Raw genomic sequence first — 21,834 nt, forward strand, 5'->3', positions numbered from 1 at the left:
ATGGCTGCTGGAGCGCCCCATATGTCGACGAATACTAAAACTGATCCTACATCTCATTCTGCAACGTCACATCAAGCTGTTGTGATTAAGCAAGCCGATTTTATAGACAGTATCGCAGATGCACTGCAATACATTTCATATTATCATCCTAAAGACTTTGTTGATGCGATGACCGAAGCTTACAAGCGTGAACAAAGTGCTGCGGCTAAAGATGCTATTGCGCAAATTTTGATTAACTCGCGGATGTCTGCCGAAGGCAAACGCCCTTTATGTCAAGACACTGGCATTGTGACGACCTTTGTTAAAATTGGTATGGCTGTTCAGTGGGATAAAACTGACATGACAGTGCAAGAGATGGTCGATGAAGGTGTTCGTCGTGCTTACACTAATCCAGATAACCCTTTACGTGCCTCAATAGTGTCAGATCCTGCTGGCGCGCGTAAGAATACCAAAGACAATACTCCATCTGTCGTGCACGTAGAAATGGTGCCTGGTAATCAAATTGAAGTGATGACTGCCGCAAAAGGCGGTGGATCTGAAAACAAATCAAAAATGGCCATGCTTAATCCATCTGACGATATTGCTGCTTGGGTTGAAAAAACATTACCGACGATGGGTGCTGGCTGGTGTCCACCGGGCATGTTAGGAATAGGCATTGGTGGTACCGCTGAAAAAGCGGCTGTAATGGCAAAAGAATCATTGATGGATCCTGTTGATATTCATGAATTAATAGCCCGAGGCGCAGTAACTACTGAAGAAAAGCTTCGTTTAGATATTTTCCAAAGAGCGAATAACTCAGGTATTGGCGCGCAAGGTTTAGGCGGGTTAACGACAGTATTAGATGTTAAAATTAAATCAGCACCGACTCATGCTGCATCTAAACCCGTTGTGATGATCCCCAATTGTGCTGCTACTCGTCATGTTCATTTCCATTTGGACGGAACGGGTCCAGTTAATTTAGTGCCGCCATCATTGTCTGATTGGCCTGAAATTACCCGTGAAGCTGGTGAGAATACCCATCACGTTAATTTGGACACTGTCACCCAAGCAGAGATTGAAACCTGGAAGAGTGGTGATACTTTATTACTCAACGGTAAAATGCTTACTGGGCGTGATGCTGCGCATAAACGAATACAAACATTACTGGATTCAGGTGAAGGTTTGCCAGAAGGCGTCGATTTTACCGGTAAATTTATTTATTACGTCGGCCCTGTTGATCCGGTACGCGATGAAGTGGTTGGCCCAGCAGGCCCAACAACAGCAACCCGCATGGATAAATACACCGATATGATGTTAGACAAAACCGGTCTTATGGGCATGATTGGTAAATCTGAACGTGGTCCAGAAACTGTAGCATCGATCAAAAAACACAAAGCGGTATATTTAATGGCCGTTGGCGGTGCAGCTTATTTAGTGTCTAAAGCGATCAAAAAATCACGTGTAGTGGCATTTGCTGATTTAGGAATGGAAGCTATATATGAGTTTGACGTGAAAGATATGCCGGTAACAGTGGCAGTTGATACCAATGGTGTTAATGCCCATGAAACGGGCCCAGCAATTTGGAAAATTAACATTGCCAACAGCAAAGTTAAACAATAAGCCATAATGACTGTGCATTCGCTTAAGCGATTAGCGTCAATGTGATCAAACGCTCGGGTTTACAGCTTTTTACAAAAGGCATGTTGCCTGAGCGTTTTGCTTTAGTTAATCTGCAGTACCTATTTTATGTTTTTGCGATTATTGGCTCGTAGCTGACACAACGCGAAATCATGTTTTATCAAACAACTGAGACAAGATAACAATGAAAAAGTCTTCTGTATTATTCGCACTGGTCGCTGCTGGTATGGCAACCTCGGTTTATGCGGCCGAGCCCGCAGCGTTCAATGTTCAGCAACTGGTTAAATTAAATAAGTTGCATTCAGCCGCCGTATCAAATGACGGCAAAACCATGGTGTATGGCGTCAAACTGGTTGATGACAAAGGTGAGGGCAACTCAGATCTTTATCAACTCGATTTGAGTGATAAAAATGCTAAGCCAAAACAACTTACCTCAGCAACAGGTACTGAACATGATGTGAGTTTTGCGCCTGATGGCAAATCGATTTATTTCCTTGCTAGCCGCACAGGAACCAGCCAATTGTTTCAACTGTCCCTTGATGGCGGTGAAGCAATAGCGGTTACTGATTTACCGTTAGATATTAACGGCTATAAGTTGTCTAACGACGGTAAACAAGTTGTGATGAACTTGCGGGTATTTCCAGAGTGTAAAGACCTAGCTTGTTCTAAAGACAAATTTACCGAAGAAGCTGAACGTAAAACCACTGGTCGTTTATACAAGCAGTTAATGGTGCGTCACTGGGACACGTGGGAAGACAACGCGCGTAATCATTTATTTGTTGCCTCACTTAATGGCAGCAAAATTACAACGGCCACTGACGTGACACAGGGCCGTGATACTGAAACGCCACCTAAACCGTTTTCAGGCATGGAAGAAGTCACTTTCACAGCAGACGGTAAATACGTTGTTTATAGTGCTAAAGCCCCGAGCCGCGATCAAGCTTGGACCACTAATTACGATTTATGGCAAGTATCTGTAGCCGGTGGCGACACGGTTAATTTAACCCCAGACAATAAAGCATGGGATTCTCAACCAACGTTCTCAGCAGATGGCCGTTATCTAGCGTATTTGGCTATGACCACACCGGGTTATGAAGCCGATCGTTATCGAATTATGTTACGTGACAATGTCACTGGCCAAGAAAAAGAAGTCGCACCATTGTGGGACCGTAGTCCGAGTTCACTGGCGTTTAATGCAGACGGCCGTACTTTGTATGTGACCGCACAAGATGTTGGTCAAGTGTCTATCTTTGAGGTTAACACCCAATTTGGTGATGTAAGACCTATATACAATCAAGGCAGTAATAGCCTAGTGGCTGTGACCAATAATCGTCTTATTTTTAAAAAATCATCATTAGTTGAACCTGGCGATCTATTCAGCGTGACCCTTGAGGGTGAACAACTAAAACAACTGACTAATGTTAACCAAGATAAACTTGCTGAGATCACCTTTGGTGAGTTTGAACAGTTTAACTTTAAAGGTTGGAATGATGAAACGGTTCATGGTTACTGGATCAAACCAGCTAACTTTGAAGAAGGTAAAAAATACCCTATTGCATACCTAGTTCACGGTGGCCCACAAGGTTCATTTGGTAACAGTTTCAGCGGACGTTGGAATGCACAGCTTTGGGCTGGGGCAGGTTATGGCGTGGTAATGGTAGATTTTCATGGTTCTACTGGTTATGGTCAAGGATTCACAGACTCAATTGGTAAAGATTGGGGCGGAAAGCCACTTGAAGATCTTAAAAAAGGTATGGCAGCCGTAACCGAACAACAGCCTTGGTTAGATGCTAACAACGCTTGTGCGTTAGGTGGTTCTTACGGTGGTTATATGATGAACTGGTTCCAAGGTAAATGGAATGACGGATTCAAATGCTTGGTTGATCATGCAGGCTTATTTGATATGCGTTCTATGTACTATGTGACCGAAGAATTATGGTTCCCAGAATATGATTTTGGTGGCTCATATGATCAAAACAAAGACTTGTATGAAAAGTTTAACCCAGTTAATTATGTTGAAAACTGGAAAACACCAATGTTAGTTATCCATGGTGAAAAAGACTATCGGGTGCCTTATGGCCAAGGTCTTGGGGCATTTACCTTTATGCAGCGTAAAGGTATTCCTTCTGAGTTGTTGGTATTCCCAGATGAAAACCACTGGATCTTAAATCAAGATAACTTACAGCTATGGTACAAGAATGTACTGGGTTGGATGGATCGTTGGACGGCTAATTAGTTAAGACTAGTGTGTTAGTTAATCGCTTAATGAAGTGAGTATTCAATCCTCGACCTCAGCAGCAATTAATACGATAGACAGAATAAAAGAGATGTTGCCACTGGCAGCATCTCTTTTTTATTCCTATGCTGTTTTAGCCTAGTGAGTCTTCAGGCTTTTATTATCAGCGCGGCAACAGTGCCAATCGCGCTGATAATAGCCGAACAAGTGAAGGTTAATAACGATATTATTTATGGTATTACGAGTAGCGTTAACCGTCACACCTTAAGCTATTCTATAAGAGGCATATAAGTTGTTTTAAAAGCGACAAGATAAGCAACGATTTTGATAATGAAACTGTGTCGATGTTAGGGGTTGTTTACAGATTTATTTGTGATGATAGATTTATAGCCTAGTGTTAGTATTTTTCATCATCGGTGCATTTTGTTCAGATATAATATCCGTATGTGAAGCACAGTTACTGTTCTATAAATAGCCACTAGTAGGTTAAGTAATCGAATTGTTACATGTTCATGAAATAAAATAACTAATTTATCTTTAATCGCGTGATGTTAATCATAAGTCCAAAAGTATTAAATATATCTAGCATTAGTTTTTGTATTGAAAAATACCCTGTAAAATACAAAAAATTTCATTTGGGAAATGTTAATGTTTCAGCTACATTAGCGCGCTCAGAATCGAGCTTCAATACAGGTAATATCAAGAGGGTTATACCAAGTGGATTTCATGCTTTATATCAAGTTCTTTCTAGGACTATTAGCCATTATTAACCCAGTAGGGTTATTACCTGTGTTTGTGAGCTTAACCAGCCATCAAACTGAAGCGGATCGCCAAAATACTAATCGTGATGCAAATATGGCCGTAGTGATCATTCTATTGGTGACGGCAATAGCAGGGCATTACATTCTTAGTATGTTCAGTATTTCATTATCGGCTTTTCGTATCGCGGGTGGTAGCTTGATTTGTATTATTGCGATGTCGATGTTGCAAGGTAAAATCAGTGAAGTGAAACGTAACCAAGAAGAAGACCGTGAGTCATCTGGTATGGAATCTGTTGCAGTTGTGCCACTAGCCTTGCCATTAATGGCCGGTCCTGGTGCCATTAGTGCGGTAATTGTATTTGCGGCGGAGCATCACCAAATAACCAACTACATTGGTATGTTTTTAACCATTATTACCTTAGGCCTTGTTAGTTGGGGTTTATTTCGCATAGCGCCAATGCTGTTTAAACTATTAGGTAAAACGGGTATTAACGTTATTACCCGTCTAATGGGTCTACTGATGTTGTCTTTAGGCATTGAAGTCATTGCTGCTGGTGTTAAAGGACTTTTCCCAACCTTATTAGGTTAATTTGACATAAGTTGCTGAGCATTTGTGCAAACACTTGATAGTGTAGTTTTTTAACTTGACCCGCTATCCGCATTTGCGTAAAGTACGCCACGATTAGCAATACCTCGAGGGCCAATGTTCAATTTGATATTGAATACTGGCTACAAATTAGGGGGTGTTGCATTGTTGAGACAACAGTTAATAATTTCAACATAATCAATAGATTAATTACTGCCTTTTTATATTATCACCTTTAACGGTTCAGATGAAAAGTCAGTCAAAATTTGGTGAGCTGGCTGAGTGGCTGAAGGCGCACGCCTGGAAAGTGTGTTTAGGTTTATCCCTAACGAGAGTTCGAATCTCTCGCTCACCGCCATATTATGAAAAAAGACGTCTTCGGGCGTCTTTTTTCATTTGTGCTATTAAACAATGACATTGTGAATGACGTCTATTGTTATCGTTGTCTCCACATGGTGTTATCTAGCATATTTTAAAATTAAATAGGTGTTAGCGCTTGTTATGCGCAACCTCTATAATGCTTTATTCTTGTTTTACTATTGAGACCCACTTTCATGCCTTTCTCGACACTTGGATTACGCGACACGATTGTCAATGCCCTACATGAAGTGGGATACAGTCAACCAACACCTATTCAGCAGCAAACTATTCCGGTTATTTTAACGGGTAGAAATCTGCTTGCGGCCGCACAAACAGGGACGGGTAAAACGGCCAGCTTTGTATTGCCAATTTTAGAGCGCTTAGCCGATAGTGAAATTCAGCGTACTAAGCGTATTAGGGCATTAATTTTAACCCCTACACGTGAACTCGCGGTGCAAATACAAGCTAATATTGTGCAATATGCTAAGCATTTACCGTTAACATCATTTGCCATTTACGGTGGTGTTGATGAAAAGCCACAAAAACAAGCGTTAATCGATGGCGTGGATATTTTGGTGGCAACACCAGGACGTTTGCTCGACTTATATACCCAACGTGCAGTGCACTTTGATGAAGTTGAAGTCTTGGTGCTTGATGAAGCCGATAGAATGCTCGACATGGGATTTATCGAAGACATTAATAAAGTCATTGATAAATTACCCTCAGAGCGTCAAAGTTTATTATTCTCGGCGACATTATCAAACCAAGTGCGATCATTAGCGAAAACGGCGATTAAACGTCCTGTTGAAATTTCGGTGATTGCTGATCGTGACTCAACACCAAAAATCGAACAGTGGCTAACAACCGTCGATAAAGATAAAAAGTCTGCTTTATTAAGCCATTTAATTAAAACAGAAGCGTGGAACCAAGCGTTGATATTTATCGAAACTAAACAAGGTGCCGCCAAATTGGTGAGTCAGCTTGAAAAGCGCGATATTAACGCTGAATGTATTCATGGTGGGCGAAGCCAACCAGTGCGTGAACAGATTTTAGCTGATTTTAAATCAGGTAAAATACAATATCTTGTCGCTACCGGAATTGCCTCTCGTGGTATTGATATTGATGACTTATCTCGTGTAGTGAATTATGACTTACCGTTTCCTGCCGACGACTATATTCATCGTATAGGTCGTACTGGGCGTGCGGGAGCCGCTGGTGAGGCAATTTCATTTGTGTCTAATGATGATTTTAAAAACTTATGTATGATCGAAAGTCGTTTAGGGCATTTGTTAGAACGTAAAGTGATTGAAGGTTTTGAGCCTAAGAAACCCATACCTGTTTCGGTTTTAAATTTTGTGCCTAAAAGTCGCCAACATAAGTCGTCACCCGATACAGATAGACCTTCACTCAGTTTAGGTAAATCGAAAACAGATTCGTCAGACTTTAGAAAAACCAAAACGACTAAAGCACCAGCGAGCGCTAGAGGTAATAAACCGAATCCATGGAATATATAGCCTGCTAATATGAACGGTTTTTTAGTGATTATTAAAGCGGAATTTATATTCCGCTTTTTTGTGTTCGTTGGGTAAAGTAAGGTCTATTTAGCGGATTGGTAAATCAATAGCCATCTCTTTGAACATTGTTAGGGTCTGTTGATCTTTGCAGGTTAAATTTTGTTCGAGATAAAAACGTTTTTAGCCGAACCCTTCGGGCAGCGTTTGTTGGTCATTTTTACTGCGTTATCGACTTTTTATGTAGAATAACTACACCACAAAGTCTCTGCCGCGCAGTTATAAATGTGAGTAATGACCAACAATTCGCTGCAAAAACAACCTTGAAAGATCAACAGCCCCTAGTGATCATTTTTTGAATCTATTGGCTGCTTTTGTGTCACAAAAGATGTCTGCTTGCTGCAAAATAGTGACGAACATGATTAACTAATTATAATTGCAGTAGGATTATTTTTTACACGACTCTACGCAGCAAAAACCTATAATCACGAAAACGCTAAGTATCAAAATATAAGTTTATACACACTAAAAATAATAACAATTTAAGGGATAACAAATGAAAAAATCTTTACTTCCTTTGGCGGTTTCTTTTGCCTTGGCTGGATTGGTCGGTTGTAGCGATGACTCGGTTAAGCAAAGTCCACAAACCAAGGCCGTTACTGCAGAGGCTGGCACAACTACAGCAGCGGCAGCATTAAACTTTAACGAATATTCACAACAGTTTATTGATAAACTGTGGGCATTATCACCAACGTGGGCTCTGTACAGTGGCAAGCACGTAAATGATGGTTATTTAGATATCCCAAACAAAGCTAGCCGCGACAAAACACTGGCTTTTGTTAAACAACAGCAAACGGCACTAGCCCAATTTGATCAACAGTCGTTATCCGCGAACGAGTTAATTGATTATAAATTACTGAGTAATTTAGTTGAATCAATGCAATGGGAAATTACACGCTTTAAAGGTTGGCAATGGGATCCGTCTAATTACAATGTTGCCGGAGGGTTTGCACAAATCATCAATGAAGACTTTGCGCCGTTAGATAAACGCTTAACCTCAGTGATTGCACGTCTAGAAAATGTGCCCGCCTATTATGAAGCAGCTCGAAATAATATTAGCGATCCGACACTTGAACATACCCAATTAGCCATTATGCAAAATCAAGGTGCATTTTCGGTTTTGTCCACGGAGTTAGTTCAGCAAGTCGCTGATTCTGGTTTAAGCAAAGAGCAAAAAGCGCTATTTACAGAGCGTTTTGACGCTGCAACGGCAGCAATTAAGCAACACATTGAATGGTTAACTGCACTGGAAACTAAGCTCACTGAAAATGGGGCCCGTGATTTTCGTATTGGTGAAACATTATACGAAGAAAAGTTCGCCTTTGATATTCAGTCTGGTATGACGGCAAAACAGTTATACGATAAAGCCGTGGCGGATAAAAATCATGTTCAGCAAGAAATGGCTAAGATCACTGATACAATTTGGTCAAAGTACATTGATACACCAAAACCAGACGACGAGAGGCAAGCTATTCGTCAGTTAATTGATGTGTTATCAACCAAGCATGTTAAACGGGAAAACTTTGTTGCTGAAGTACGAAAGCAAATTCCAGAGCTTATTAAATTTGTGAATGACAAACAACTGGTGACACTCGATCCCAATAAACCTCTAATCGTACGTGAAACTCCAGAATACATGCGCGGTTTTGCTGGTGCATCCATTAGCGCCCCTGGGCCTTATGACAAAGGTGGTAATACTTACTACAACGTTTCACCCCTTGATGACATGAGTGATGAGTCGGCAGAGAGTTATTTACGTGAATACAATCACTGGATTTTACAGGTGCTCAATATTCATGAGGCAATCCCAGGACATTACACCCAATTAGTATTTTCTAACCAATCTCCTAGTTTAGTAAAAAGCTTATTTGGTAACGGCGCCATGATAGAAGGTTGGGCTGTATATGCTGAACGTATGATGTTAGAAGAGGGCTATGGCGCATTTGAACCTGAAATGTGGTTGATGTATTACAAGTGGAATTTACGGGTTATTTGTAACACCATTTTAGATTACAGTATTCAAGTCAACGGTATGGGTGAGCAAGAAGTGATTGACTTACTTGAGAATGAAGCATTCCAACAACGCGCCGAAGCGGAAGGGAAGTGGCGTCGAGCAACCTTAAGTCAAGTTCAATTGACTAGTTACTACGCCGGTTATCGCGAAATTTATGATTTCAGAGAACAACTTAAAGCTAAACAAGGTGAGAGCTTTGATTTGAAACAGTTCCATGAACAGTTTTTAAGTTACGGTAGCGCCCCTGTTAAATTCATTAAACAGCTAATGCTGGATAAATAAACGGGTTTAATTTAGTTAATAGTGTGATCTATACCTCAAGGCCTGAAGATATCAGGCCTTTTTGTATGTAAAAAGGGCTAAAGGTTACCTTTTATCTAGTGTTGATTAAATCGCTATGATAATCTTAATGGTAATCGTTATCATTAAGTTAATAATCATGAAGAATATCTTATTCATTGAACATTCCCAATCCGATAAAACTGATATTGCACAACAACTGAGCGAGCAGGGTTACAGTGTCCATCAGGTTAATAATGCCTTTGATGCTCTAATCAACATGGAAACTATGGAGCTCGAAGCGATTTTATTGGATTTTTCAGTGCCTAAAATGGATTCATTTTGGTTGTTAATAGCAAGACAAACCCGAACACCTATTATTGTACTGGCGGACAGTAATAGCGACATTGAGCGCATCAATGCGTTAGAGTTGGGTGCCGATGATTATTTAGCAAAACCACTTAATATCCGTGAACTTCAACTACGACTTAATGTGCTCCATCGACGGGAGCAACCTCAAATTAATAATAAGAATATTGATCATATTCGTTTTGATGATACTTGCTACACCATTAGCTTTGCTGGAAAGTCATTAGTTCTGACCCAGACTGAATACCGCTTGTTTGTATATTTATATGAACGTAAGGGTGAGGTGGTGACCAAAGAAGAATTACAGCAACGGGTATTACACAAAGAGTTGGGAAGATTTGACCGTAACTTAGACATGCATATCAGTAATACACGCCGTAAATTAGTTAAACGTAATTTACCCCGTGAATTGATCAACACTGTACGCGGTCAAGGTTACAGCTTTAGTTTTTAAAGGTTCACACTAATTGCCGCATTTGATAAACTACAGCGCATAAAATAAGGCTTATACCAATCGTTAATAAGCCAAAAATAAGTGCAAGCACATTAAAGGATAATCTAATGCGGATTACAGCAAACTTTGACGGCGGCAACATTGACGTCATCAACCTTGATAAACATGATGATATACAACTTGCAATTCGACCTGATTTTGGTGGCGAATTTTATCAATGGTTCAATTTTCGTTTAGAAGGGGAAGTCGGCCAGACTTACACCCTTAATATCCTCAATGCAGGTAGCGCATCTTATCCAACAGGTTGGGAAGATTATCAAGCCGTTGCCAGTTATGATCGTCAAACATGGTTCAGATTGCCAACTCAATATGCCGACGGCAAGTTAACCATTCAAGCTGAACTTGATTGCGAAGCCATTCAAATTGCTTACTTTGCACCGTACAGTTACGAACGCCATTTAGATTTGATCAGCGAAGTGCAATTGCACCCAGCAGTAAGTCTTGAGCATCTTGGTTTAACCCTCGATGGTCGCGACATGACCTTACTTAAAATTGGTGATGCTAATCCAGATAAAAAAAATATTTGGATAACTGCGCGTCAACACCCTGGCGAAACCATGGCGGAATGGTTAGTCGAAGGCTTGCTAAATCAATTACTCGATAGTGATTGCCCAACATCTAAAGCCTTATTAGACAAAGCCAATTTCTATATTGTGCCTAACATGAATCCAGATGGCAGCGCACGCGGTCACTTACGTACTAATGCTGTAGGTACCAATTTAAATCGTGAATGGCAAACGCCTAGCTTAGAAAAAAGCCCTGAAGTGTTTTATGTCGTTAATAAAATGCAACAAACAGGTGTTGATTTATTTTATGATGTCCATGGTGATGAAGGTTTGCCTTATGTATTCCTTGCGGGTTGTGAAGGCGTACCAAACTACAACGATAAAATGGCTGAATTACAGCAACAATTCCTCAGCGCCTTGACTATTGCCAGTGCAGATTTTCAAACTGAGTTTGGTTATGATAAAGATGAACCTGGTAAAGCTAACTTAACCGTAGGTTCTAACTGGGTAGCCAATACGTTTAGCTGTTTATCAAATACACTAGAGATGCCATTTAAAGACAATGCCAATTTAGCCGATCCATTTGTGGGCTGGTCTCCAGAGCGTTGTGTGTATTTAGGCGAAGCGTCTTTAGTAGCAATGTTAGCTGTGGTTGATAACTTATAATCACGACAGTAAATGTTATTTTGATAAAAATGATAAGTAGGTAGAGTAGATTATGGCCTTAGTTGCATGCCCTAAATGTCAAAAGCGAATTTCAAGTTTGGCGAAACAATGTCCACATTGCAAAGTAGACTTGAGTGGTAATACTGAATCTATCACTATTATTAGCCACATTGAGCGTTCAAATAGCTTAATGAATCAAAGTTTTCTTTTTCTGACGTTATTTATCGCGGGTGTTGTGGTTTGGTTTTGGGGCGGTGAGCCTGCACAGGGGCTAAAGTCTTACTTTGCGATTGCAATGTTTGTTATTGGCTTTGTGGGTTATCTTGTGACTCGCATCAGAATAGTATTACATAAACGGAAATCAGTATGAACGATATCAACAAAGTCATTGATGAAATGAATGAAGATATTTACCTGCGCTTGTTGTCTGCTACCGAATTAGGTAAATGGGATGATGGAACGGCTTTAACTGAACAACAACGTGAGTCAACCTTACAAGTTGTGATGTTATATCAAGCACGTAAACTTCATCAAACAGACCATTTTACTATTGCTGCTGATGGTCATATAAATGAATTATCAAAAACAGAGTTAAAAAAACAGTTTAAAGGTGATTCTATTGCCGAGTTTAAAGAAGCTGATTTATAAACTCGTTCTGTAGACGGATAAAGAGATCAAAAAGGCGAGCTAATTAGCTCGCATTTTTATGTTTAGTGATTACATTGTTAGCGTATGGCACCGTTAGGGCATACCAACCTTAACTAATCAATAGTCAGTTCACCAACAAGGTTTTCTTGCATGCGTTGTTTTATTTGCGCTGGGGTTAATCCAATAGACAATAAATAATGCAATTTAGCTAATGCTGCCTCAATGGTCATATCCGCACCGCTAATCACCCCAGCTTGCGCTAAGGCGTTACCCGTTGCATAGCCGCCCATATTAACCTTTCCTTGGAAACATTGAGTTAGATTAACTAATATAATGCCACGTTCATCTGCTTGCTTCAGCGTATCAAGTAACTTCTTATCTTGCGGGGCATTACCCACACCAAAGGTCAATAAAATAAGAGCCTTAACAGGTTGTTGTAAAATATTATTAAAAATATCAGTGGAGATCCCTGGATAAAGTGTCACCACACCAACAGGTTGTGGACTAATGGTCACCACTTCCAAAGGTTTGCCTGTCGGCTTAGTAATTTTCCCGGCTTTAAGATTAATTTTAATGCCTGCCTCGAGCAACATAGGAAAATTAGGTGATGCAAAAGCATCAAAGCCATCAGCATGAGCCTTAGTCGAACGATTACCACGAAACAGCTTGTTATTAAAAAATAAACAGACTTCTGCCACGGGGTAGTTTGCCGCAATATAGAGCGAATTGAGTAAGTTAGTCTGTCCGTCTGAACGTAATTGAGCAAGCGGAATTTGTGAGCCAGTGACAATGACAGGTTTTGATAAACCTTGCAGCATAAATGACAATGCAGATGCGGTATAAGCCATGGTATCTGTGCCATGTAAAATAACGAACCCATCATACTTTTCATAATTGGCTTGGATATCATTTGCAATCATTTGCCAATCGGTCGGTGCCATATTGGAGGAGTCAATTAACGGGCTGTATTCATGTATAACGAACTCAGGCATTTCGGTATGGTAAAACTCAGGCATTGACTGTACACAATCTGTCAAGAACCCAGATACTGGCACAAAACCATTTGCGGTTTTTTGCATCCCGATGGTACCGCCAGTATAGGCTACGTAAATTGAACGCTTTGTCATGTATTTAGGCTCTTATTGAATCGCGATTGCAGATTGTGCAAATTATACGAGTTTATTTATCGATCCCCAATAAAAAAGCCTGCTTAGCAGGCTTTTTTTGAATAATCTTTATATGTCTATTATATCATTGATTAATAATTACAATTTTCACAATACATATAGACATGATTTGGGTCATCAAACATTGAAAGTGTTTCAAATGCACCTGCCCATTGCTTAACAAGCTGTTCTACTACACTGGTTTGACGAACACTGTCAGGGACATAAGCCGCTGTCGCGCCCATGATTTGCTGGATAAGTTGCTGCTCAGCGCTGAGTTCTTGTTCAATCACTTTTACGTCAAACTTATCCATTTTTGCTAAATCAGCCGCTTTGGCTAATGCAGTGTCCATGTCGCCTAACTCATCAACTAGGCCCAATGATAATGCACGTTTACCGGTCCATACACGACCTTGAGCAATATTATCGACCTGTTCTAGTGTCATATGACGTTCTTTAGCAACCAGCGAAATAAACTCATGATAACCACGCTCAATATGACGTTGTATTACTGCAGATACTTGGGGGTTTAATTCACGTGTAGGTGATAATCCTGCCCAATCAGAGGTAGCAACACCATCAGAAGTGATACCAAAATGATTAAGTGCTTGATCGAATGTAGCAAACATCCCAAAAATACCGATTGAACCAGTAAGGGTAGTCGGCGTAGCCACAATATAATCGGCACTGGCAGATATCCAATACCCACCAGATGCAGCCAGACTACCCATGCTAACCACTACAGGTTTACCAGCATTTTTAAGTGCTAATACTTCTTGGCGGATTTGCTCTGATGCAAAAGCACTACCACCAGGGCTATCAACCCGTAACACTACCGCTTTCACTTTGTCATCAAAGCGTGCTTTCATAAGTAGTGCAGAAGTACTTTCACCACCAATTTGTCCCGCAGGTTGTTTACCATTAAGAATCGTACCTTTAGCAACAATAACGGCTACAGAGTCTTTCTCAACAAAGTGAGGCATGGGGGCTGTTAGCGCACGGTAATCATTAAAGCTAATTTGTTTAAAGTTTTTACCTTCTTTATCACTGCCAACCCGCTCAATCATTGCGAGTCGAAAAGCGTCAGCTGAAACTAATTCGTCAACCCACTTGAGGTTTATTGCCATCTTAGCAGCATCACCTTCGGCTTTATCGAGCTGAACGAGAAACTCATCTGGGCTTAGTACTAATTGATCTGGTGCTATTTGACGGTTACTGGCAACAATAGTTGAATAGCTTTGCCAGATATCATTTAACAATACTTTACTGGCTTCTTTATCTGCATCAGACATATCGTCACGGATAAAGGGCTCTACTGCAGACTTAAAGGTACCCACTCGAAATACGTGTGTGGTGATTTTAAGCTTTTCGAGTGCGGCTTTGTAATATAAGCGGTAACGACTTAAGCCATCAATTGAAACCATACCCTGATTATTAAGGTAGATTTTGTCAGCAAAGCTAGCTAAAAAGTATTGATTTTGATCGTAGCCATTGGCCATCGCAATCACTGATTTATTGGCTGCTTTAAACTGATTTAACGCTTCACCAATGGCGGTCATCTTACTAATACCGGCATTTTGTAAATTGGCTAAATCTAATACGATGCTACTGATACGGGCATCTTCAGTCGCATTATTGATGGTATAAAGTAGATCGGATAAAAGGATTTCGCCTTCAGGATCATTAGCTTGTCCTTGGTTAAGGGCCATTTCTATCGGGTCGACGTAATGTTTCTGATCGACAATACTGCCAGACAAGTTTAATACTAAGGCAGATTGATCTTCGACGACAACGTCTTCTTCACTATTGAGTAACGCAACTGCAATAACGGCCAACAAACCAAAAAAAATAATATTAATGATGAATTTACGGATACCGTTTACTGTATTCCATAACAGTAAAAACATCCTTTTTAAAAACGAGGGTTTAGCGGACATTTGCCACTCCTTTAACATTCTAATGTAGACATCCTAACTGAAAATCAATGTAAATGTGAAACTCAATTGTAACGGTTTTTGACCAGCAATCGTTTAATTGATTGAGCAAAATTTATTGTCGATGTATGCTGGTTTAAATCACTTGTTTAAAAAGGATGTTTGAATGTCGTTTCCACACTTATTAGAACCTTTAGATCTCGGATTTACACAGCTTAAAAATCGCGTATTGATGGGCTCGATGCACACGGGATTAGAAGAAGAAAAAGGCGGATTTGAGAAACTGGCAGCGTTCTATAAAGAACGTGCTCAAGGTGGTGTAGGCTTAATCGTCACCGGTGGTATTGCACCTAATTTACGTGGACGCCTAGCGCCACATGCTTGTCAATTGAGTTTTTCTTGGCAAGTCGGTAAACATAAAATAGTGACAGATGCCGTGCATGAGGCGGGTGGTAAGATTTGCATGCAAATTTTACATGCGGGTCGTTATAGCTATCATCCTTTCAGTTTAGCCCCGAGTAAAATCAAATCACCTATTACTCCTTTTACACCATCTGCAATGTCTGCACGACAAGTGCGTTCTACCGTTAAAGACTATGCTACTAGCGCAGCATTGGCTAAAAAAGCGGGTTATGACGGTGTTGAAGTGATGGGCTCTGAAGGCTATTTAATCAATCAATTTATCAGTTCTCGTACCAATAAACGCACTGACGAATGGGGCGGAAGCTATGAGAATAGAATTAAATTTCCAATTGATATCGTCAATGCAATTCGAGCCAAAGTAGGCAAAGAATTTATTATTGTGTTTCGTTTGTCGATGCTCGACTTAGTTGATAATGGTTCAACTTGGGATGAAGTTGTAGAGTTGGCGAAATTGCTAGAACAAGCTGGTGTCAGCATTATAAATACCGGTATTGGTTGGCATGAAGCACGTGTACCGACGATTTCAACGAGTGTACCTCGTGGGGCTTTTTCATGGGTGACTGAAAAGCTTAAAGCTGAAGTTACGGTTCCGTTGATTGCAACAAATCGAATTAACACCCCTGAAATAGGTGAAAAGATTATTGCATCTGGTCAAGCCGATATGGTGTCGATGGCGCGACCATTTTTAGCCGACGCAGAATTTGTGAATAAAGCTGCAGCTAATACCCCAGAATTAATTAATACGTGTATTGGCTGTAACCAAGCCTGTTTGGACCATACCTTTTCAATGAAGCGAGCGACTTGTTTAGTCAACCCTCGCGCGTGTTATGAAACTGAAATTAATTTTACCCCTACCAGCCATAAAAAACGAATTGCGGTAATGGGTGCGGGTCCTGCTGGGATGGCGTTTTCTGTTTATGCTGCGACGCGTGGTCATGAAGTGGTACTTTTTGAAGCCAAGTCTGAAGTCGGTGGCCAGTTTAATTTGGCACGTAAAATCCCAGGGAAAGAAGAGTTTAACGAAACCATTCGTTATTTCATCAATCAAATTAAACTGCATAAAGTTGATCTTCGCCTAAACACCAAACTTGATGCGGCAGTATTAGCGAATGAAAAATTTGATGAAATTGTGATTGCTTCTGGGGTGATACCTCGAGGAATAGATTTGCCAGGTTTTGATAATCCTAAAGTAGTTGATTACCAGCAAGTATTAACGGGACAAGTTGAAATTGGCCACAATGTAGCCTTGATTGGTGCTGGCGGCATTGGTTTTGATATCGCTCACTTCTTATGCGAGCGCGAATCAAATACATTACGACCAGATAAGTGGTTGGAACAATGGGGTATTGATAAAACCTATCAGCACGCCGGTGGTTTAACCGACGAACCGGAACATCAACCAGGCCGAGAGGTATATTTGTTGCAACGCAAGACCACTAAAATGGGTAAGGGACTGGGTAAAACGACCGGTTGGATCCATCGTAGTGTGTTAAAGCAACATGATGTACATATGAAAACGGGTGTTAGCTACGAAAAGTTTGATGAGCAAGGGCTACACATTAAAGTGGGTGATCAAACCGAAGTGCTTGATGTCGATAATGTGGTGTTGTGTGCCGGACAGGTGTCAAATCGCTCGTTAGTTGATGAAATGAAAGCGAGTGGAATACCTGTTCATTTAATTGGTGGGGTAGATGTGGCTGCTGAATTAGATGCTAAACGCGCTATTCGTCAAGGTGCAGAACTCGCGATGAGTATCTAGTTTCTCGCAAATGCTAGCGTTTAGCTATCTTCATTGAAGTGATGTACGCACCTTGTATAAAAAAGCCTTCTGTAAAAAAGAAGGCTTTTTGTTGCGTTAACGAAACCCAATAACGGTTAGTTTCTGACTTATCATCGATGGGTTTGTTGTGGATAATACGTTTTAGTGTTTAAGGCTTTAATGCTAATACTGCATCAATGTCTGCCGCACTGTGACGTTCTGGCAACATTTCCCATGGTTCGCCCCATGTTGTATTCACTATTCTGCCACGTTGTACTGCTGGACGGATTAATATCTGATTGGCCCAGCGCACGACATTTTTGTAGCTTGCAACATCGAGAAATTCGGCGGCGCTATACAACTTACCTAATACTAAGTTACCGTACCAAGGCCATATTGCCATATCCGCAATGGTATATTCCTCGCCAGAAACAAAGGTATTTTTTGCCAGTTGTTTATCCAATACATCTAATTGGCGTTTAACTTCCATCGCAAAACGGTTAATAGGATATTCTTGTTTTTCATCAGCATAGGCGTAAAAATGACCAAAGCCACCGCCTAGGAAAGGGGCAGAGCCTTGCGCCCAGAATAACCAATTAAATGTTTGAGTTCTTGCTTTCCCGTCTTTAGGTAGAAACTGGTCGAATTTCTCTGCGAGATGAACCAGAATGGATGCAGATTCAAATACGTTAACATCTTCATCAGCTGATTTATCTAATAGGGCAGGAATTTTTGAGTTTGGATTTATATCAACAAACCCAGATGAAAATTGGTCAGATTCACCGATGTTAATGATATGAGCATCGTACTCCGCCTGTTTAATGCCCAAAGCAAGTAGCTCTTCTAAAAGAATTGTTACTTTTTGCCCGTTAGGTGTGCCAAGAGAATAAAGTTGTAAAGAATGTTGACCTACAGGTAATACTTTCTCGAATCTAGCACCAGACTCTGGGCTATTGATGTTTGCCCATTTGTTACCACCATTAGTATTATTAGTCCAAACTTTAGGTGGGGTATATTGGTTACTCATAAAATCTCCTCGTGATAACCCGTTTACAGGTTAACCATACAAATTTAAAATACGCTTAGCTGAATAAGGTTAGTGTAACGTGTATAGATTGGTTGCATTAGCATCAACTCGTATGAGTTATGCTTTTGTCTCTTTAATGTCGTTTATCATTTTATTCTATGACTGCTAATCTTTATTCCATAACGGCCAACAGTTCACTTAATTCGATTAAATTGGTGACAGTTAAGTCAGGCTCAATTCCCCAGGGATCAAATATTTTTTTACTGTCCCGTTGAATCCAAGCCGTGTTAAGTCCTGCCGCTTTTGCACCAATAACATCCCATGGGTTACTCGATACCATCCAACAATGTTGTGGTTCAGATTGAGTGCGAGTCATTAAATGATGGTAAACGGCAGGGTTAGGTTTATAAGTCTTGAGATCGTCAACACTGATGACATTATCCAAAAGAGGTAATACTCCAGCATTAGCCATTAATGTGCGAACAGCAATTTCTGGACCATTTGAAAATGCGGCAAGGGTATGGCCTTGGTCACGTAAAATAGCTAGCCCAGGAATAACATCTTCAAAGGCTGCTAGCTGACTAAATTTAGCCAGTAAATCTTGTTGTTCGCTGTTTGACAATGTGACATTGAAAACGGATAAGCAATATTGCAGAGCTTGTTGAGTACAAACACTGAAATCTTCATATTTCTGCATTAAACCACGACGAAATGCATATTCAACTTTCTTATCATGCCAGAGCTGACCAAATTCTTGTGCTTTGTCGCCAATTAACACTTGTAGATGTTGACCCATGTCCACTGGGTCCACTAATGTGCCATAAACATCAAACCCTATCATTTTGTGCATGTTGTTTGCTCCATTTGTATTCGAACCAAGTGTTAGGTGTCGGTGTAATTAACAACTACTTGACGATAATGTTGACTTCATAGTCTGACAATATCCTGTATTTGGTAGACTATAAACTAACAATATCATTCGTTCAACCACTATTTTGAGCGATCGTTCTAATTGGTTTATGTTTAAGTTAGATTGAATTAACTAATGTTATCGGTGTGAGATAGATAAGTTTGTACTTGTGTTAATTCATTGTATTATAATAATTAAAATTTATTATTGGTGATGTAAAATGGAATGTCCTTGTTGTCAGGGTGTCTTTGCCCGTAAAGCGCTTAAACAAGTCCGCAAAGGTAAACATGGTGTTGAGACACAATGTCCTAAATGTGAGCAGTGGCTGATGTTTGAACCTAAAATGATGATGACCAAAAATGTTGGTTTATTCATTTTATTGGTGTTCAGTGTGGCTAACTTTTTTATTGACAACAGTGACTATCGTTTAATTTGTTCATTTTTAGGTTTTGCAGGTGCTTGTATCGCTTTTTATGGGGTATTTAAAGGTAAGCTAATCGCGGCAGAGTGTTGATTTAAAATGTAAACCGTTTATAAAAGAGAGGTCATAAATTTAGACCTCTCTAAAGCGATATTGATTATTTAGAATATCTCATCATTTCGTGATGAGATTGAAATTCTTTAGCATCAATAACATTATTATGATCTGAATCGATACGCTCAAACATTTCATGACAATGCGATGAGTTTTTTAACATGCGACCTTCAGATTCACGCAACTCTTGTCTTGCATTTTGAAAGTATTCAAACTCCTCTTCAGATAGCAATTTGTCTTGATTAGTATCAATATCGGAAAATACAGGCATTTGAGACATTCCCATACTTCTATTTTCATTTTCAGTAGCATTAGCTGACATAGAAATAGTGAGAAAAACTAGTAATGCAGATAAAACATAACCATTCATAATATCCTCCTTGTAATCTTTTCAATTCAATTATACACCCTCTTAACCATGTAAAATACAAGGTTATATAGTGCACAACAAATTGACGACACTACCTTATAACCCTTTATTTATTACTATGAGGAAAATAACTGATTTACATTTAGGCTCTGGTAGTTGGTCTTTAATGGGTATTATTTATTTAATATCAATGGCTTGGTTTTTTTGTAAAGTGGCGTAAGTGTTAAAAGTCAAGTCTATAACTAGGTAAATAACTCGTCAAAAAGAGTAGTGTCCTGTTAGCTGAATCATTCGGGCTGCGTTTGTAGCTTCTTTCTACTGTGTTATCGATTATTGATGTTGAATACTATTTGTTATTCGCTCTGCCTTGTTTAAATTGCCTTAAACATCAATAAAATTCATTGTGAACGATCAACCAGCCTTCGTTGTCAGTGATGAAATTTTATTTTCGCTCAGAGTCGGATTAAGCCTATGCTGTATAAATGTTGGGCCGCCAGCCTGTTATTTTGGCCAACTGCTGTTTAATTAGAAGAGTTCCATACTTTTGCTTCGGAGTTGACTTGGGGTAGGGGCGATAAAATAGGGAGACCTGAAACCGGAAAATCATTCGATAATTTGTCCGTAAGTCTCCCTAGATCTTCACATGAGTGAATAAACGCTTGATTTAATACTCGTCGTTGTTTGCATCACTTATGCGCTCGCGTCTTTCTTGAGCTTCTTCAAATGCTGCGTTAATTTCTTCTAATACAGAATCGACATCAGCTGCCGTGGTGTCTTCTTCAAACAAGCCAGTTAATTCTGTTTCCGGTGTTAATTCACCTTGTTCATACAAGGCCCACATTTCTTTAGCATACTTCGTAGTGGCTAATTCTGGGGCAAATTGTGAATAATAGTCAGTCATATTATTAACATCACGAAATAACATGGCTTTTGCATTATTGTTTGCTGATGCGTCAACTGCTTGGGGCAGATCAATAATCACCGGTCCATTTTGGTCAACGAGTACGTTAAACTCAGATAGATCACCATGAACAATACCTGCACATAGCATACGCACAACATAACCCATCATGATGTAATGCTGGATTTTTGCTTGCTCGGCACTCATCTCTGTAACGTCATTTAACCGAGGAGCGACATCACCATGAATATTGGTGATCAACTCCATCAATAACACCCCATCAAAGCAACCATAAGGCACTGGTACTCTAATTTTGGCAGCGGCGCATTTGTATAATGCGTCGACCTCGGCATGTTGCCAGGCTTTCTCTTGTTCTTCTCGACCGTATTTCGAGCCCTTTTCCATGGCTCGTCCACGACGACTGTTTTTGGTTTTTCGACCTTCTTGATATTGTGCTGCTTTTTTAAAGCTGCGTTTAGTGGCTTCCTTATACACTTTGGCGCAGCGGATCTCATCGCCACATCTGATCATATAGACGGTAGCTTCTTTGCCACTCATGAGTTGGCTTATCACTTCATCGACGAGACCATCGTCAACCAGTGGTTGTAATCGTATAGGCGTTTTCATTGCGTCGTTATACCTTACTTGCGCGCTGGATGATATATCTAAGGAAATAATTTTC

General features: G+C 40.1%; 17 protein-coding genes, 1 tRNA gene and 1 pseudogene. 13 read left to right on the top strand and 6 right to left on the bottom strand.

The features are described from left to right. Window positions 1-21: 21 nt before the first annotated feature. The 11 genes and pseudogenes from ABIS04_RS08790 (at window position 22) to ABIS04_RS08835 (ending at window position 12,127) form a co-directional block, all read left to right on the top strand. A complete protein-coding gene (locus tag ABIS04_RS08790) occupies window positions 22-1,599 on the top strand; it encodes a fumarate hydratase (RefSeq protein WP_350433208.1) in 1,578 nt (525 codons plus the stop codon). A 202-nt stretch (window positions 1,600-1,801) separates the two neighbouring features. Further along, window positions 1,802-3,853: a S9 family peptidase gene (locus ABIS04_RS08795; RefSeq protein ID WP_350433209.1), complete on the top strand. Its 2,052-nt coding sequence runs from the start codon at window positions 1,802-1,804 to the stop codon at window positions 3,851-3,853. 726 nt (window positions 3,854-4,579) lie between these two features. Then, window positions 4,580-5,203 (top strand): YchE family NAAT transporter, encoded by a 624-nt coding sequence (locus ABIS04_RS08800; protein ID WP_371833623.1) that lies wholly within the window; start codon window positions 4,580-4,582, stop codon window positions 5,201-5,203. A gap of 265 nt (window positions 5,204-5,468) precedes the next feature. Further along, window positions 5,469-5,558, top strand: a tRNA-Ser gene (locus ABIS04_RS08805). A gap of 196 nt (window positions 5,559-5,754) precedes the next feature. Next, complete coding sequence (locus tag ABIS04_RS08810; protein WP_137227272.1) at window positions 5,755-7,074, top strand: DEAD/DEAH box helicase; 1,320 nt, start codon at window positions 5,755-5,757, stop codon at window positions 7,072-7,074. Window positions 7,075-7,230: 156 nt separating this feature from the next. After that, window positions 7,231-7,501 (top strand): annotated as a pseudogene (locus ABIS04_RS19655) (hypothetical protein). A gap of 126 nt (window positions 7,502-7,627) precedes the next feature. Beyond that, window positions 7,628-9,427 (top strand): DUF885 domain-containing protein, encoded by a 1,800-nt coding sequence (locus ABIS04_RS08815; RefSeq protein WP_350433210.1) that lies wholly within the window; start codon window positions 7,628-7,630, stop codon window positions 9,425-9,427. A gap of 157 nt (window positions 9,428-9,584) precedes the next feature. Beyond that, window positions 9,585-10,247 carry a response regulator transcription factor gene (locus tag ABIS04_RS08820; RefSeq protein WP_137227270.1) on the top strand — a complete coding sequence of 221 codons (663 nt, stop codon included), beginning with the start codon at window positions 9,585-9,587 and terminating at the stop codon, window positions 10,245-10,247. Between the two features lie 107 nt (window positions 10,248-10,354). Further along, window positions 10,355-11,479: a M14-type cytosolic carboxypeptidase gene (locus ABIS04_RS08825; protein WP_137227269.1), complete on the top strand. Its 1,125-nt coding sequence runs from the start codon at window positions 10,355-10,357 to the stop codon at window positions 11,477-11,479. 52 nt (window positions 11,480-11,531) lie between these two features. Then, entirely contained in the window at window positions 11,532-11,849 is a 318-nt protein-coding gene (locus tag ABIS04_RS08830) for a zinc ribbon domain-containing protein (RefSeq protein ID WP_140234101.1), read from the top strand. Further along, on the top strand, window positions 11,846-12,127 hold the full coding sequence (locus tag ABIS04_RS08835) for a YeaC family protein (RefSeq protein ID WP_137227267.1): 282 nt from the start codon (window positions 11,846-11,848) through the stop codon (window positions 12,125-12,127). The genes ABIS04_RS08830 and ABIS04_RS08835 overlap by 4 nt, the downstream gene beginning before the upstream one ends. Before the next feature lie 113 nt (window positions 12,128-12,240). Here the strand turns inward: ABIS04_RS08835 and ansA are convergent, their stop codons facing one another. After that, window positions 12,241-13,254, bottom strand: coding sequence for an asparaginase (gene ansA, locus ABIS04_RS08840; RefSeq protein ID WP_137227266.1), 1,014 nt, complete (start codon window positions 13,252-13,254; stop codon window positions 12,241-12,243). Between the two features lie 131 nt (window positions 13,255-13,385). Then, window positions 13,386-15,230, bottom strand: a complete 1,845-nt coding sequence (gene sppA / locus ABIS04_RS08845) for a signal peptide peptidase SppA (RefSeq protein ID WP_350433211.1) — start codon at window positions 15,228-15,230, stop codon at window positions 13,386-13,388. A 163-nt stretch (window positions 15,231-15,393) separates the two neighbouring features. On the opposite strand from sppA, the gene ABIS04_RS08850 reads away from it, so the two are divergent. After that, the gene (locus ABIS04_RS08850; RefSeq protein ID WP_350433212.1) at window positions 15,394-17,409 is read left to right on the top strand and encodes an NADPH-dependent 2,4-dienoyl-CoA reductase; all 2,016 of its coding nucleotides are present in this window, start codon (window positions 15,394-15,396) and stop codon (window positions 17,407-17,409) included. A 169-nt stretch (window positions 17,410-17,578) separates the two neighbouring features. On the opposite strand, the gene yghU is transcribed toward ABIS04_RS08850, so the two are convergent. Both yghU and ABIS04_RS08860 read right to left on the bottom strand, forming a co-directional pair. Then, window positions 17,579-18,436, bottom strand: a complete 858-nt coding sequence (gene yghU, locus ABIS04_RS08855; protein ID WP_137227263.1) for a glutathione-dependent disulfide-bond oxidoreductase — start codon at window positions 18,434-18,436, stop codon at window positions 17,579-17,581. Between the two features lie 172 nt (window positions 18,437-18,608). After that, window positions 18,609-19,286 carry a haloacid dehalogenase type II gene (locus tag ABIS04_RS08860; RefSeq protein WP_350433213.1) on the bottom strand — a complete coding sequence of 226 codons (678 nt, stop codon included), beginning with the start codon at window positions 19,284-19,286 and terminating at the stop codon, window positions 18,609-18,611. Window positions 19,287-19,566: 280 nt separating this feature from the next. On the opposite strand from ABIS04_RS08860, the gene ABIS04_RS08865 reads away from it, so the two are divergent. Next, window positions 19,567-19,860 carry a hypothetical protein gene (locus ABIS04_RS08865; protein ID WP_350433214.1) on the top strand — a complete coding sequence of 98 codons (294 nt, stop codon included), beginning with the start codon at window positions 19,567-19,569 and terminating at the stop codon, window positions 19,858-19,860. Between the two features lie 64 nt (window positions 19,861-19,924). Here ABIS04_RS08865 and ABIS04_RS08870 read toward each other — a convergent pair whose 3' ends face one another. Together ABIS04_RS08870 and ABIS04_RS08875 are read right to left on the bottom strand one after the other, a co-directional pair. Continuing rightward, complete coding sequence (locus ABIS04_RS08870) at window positions 19,925-20,251, bottom strand: hypothetical protein (RefSeq protein ID WP_350433215.1); 327 nt, start codon at window positions 20,249-20,251, stop codon at window positions 19,925-19,927. 664 nt (window positions 20,252-20,915) lie between these two features. Continuing rightward, window positions 20,916-21,779 (bottom strand): PA4780 family RIO1-like protein kinase, encoded by an 864-nt coding sequence (locus tag ABIS04_RS08875; protein ID WP_350433216.1) that lies wholly within the window; start codon window positions 21,777-21,779, stop codon window positions 20,916-20,918. Window positions 21,780-21,834 lie beyond the last annotated feature (55 nt).

This window comes from Shewanella sp. H8, assembly GCF_040285065.1.
Lineage (GTDB): Bacteria > Pseudomonadota > Gammaproteobacteria > Enterobacterales > Shewanellaceae > Shewanella > Shewanella polaris.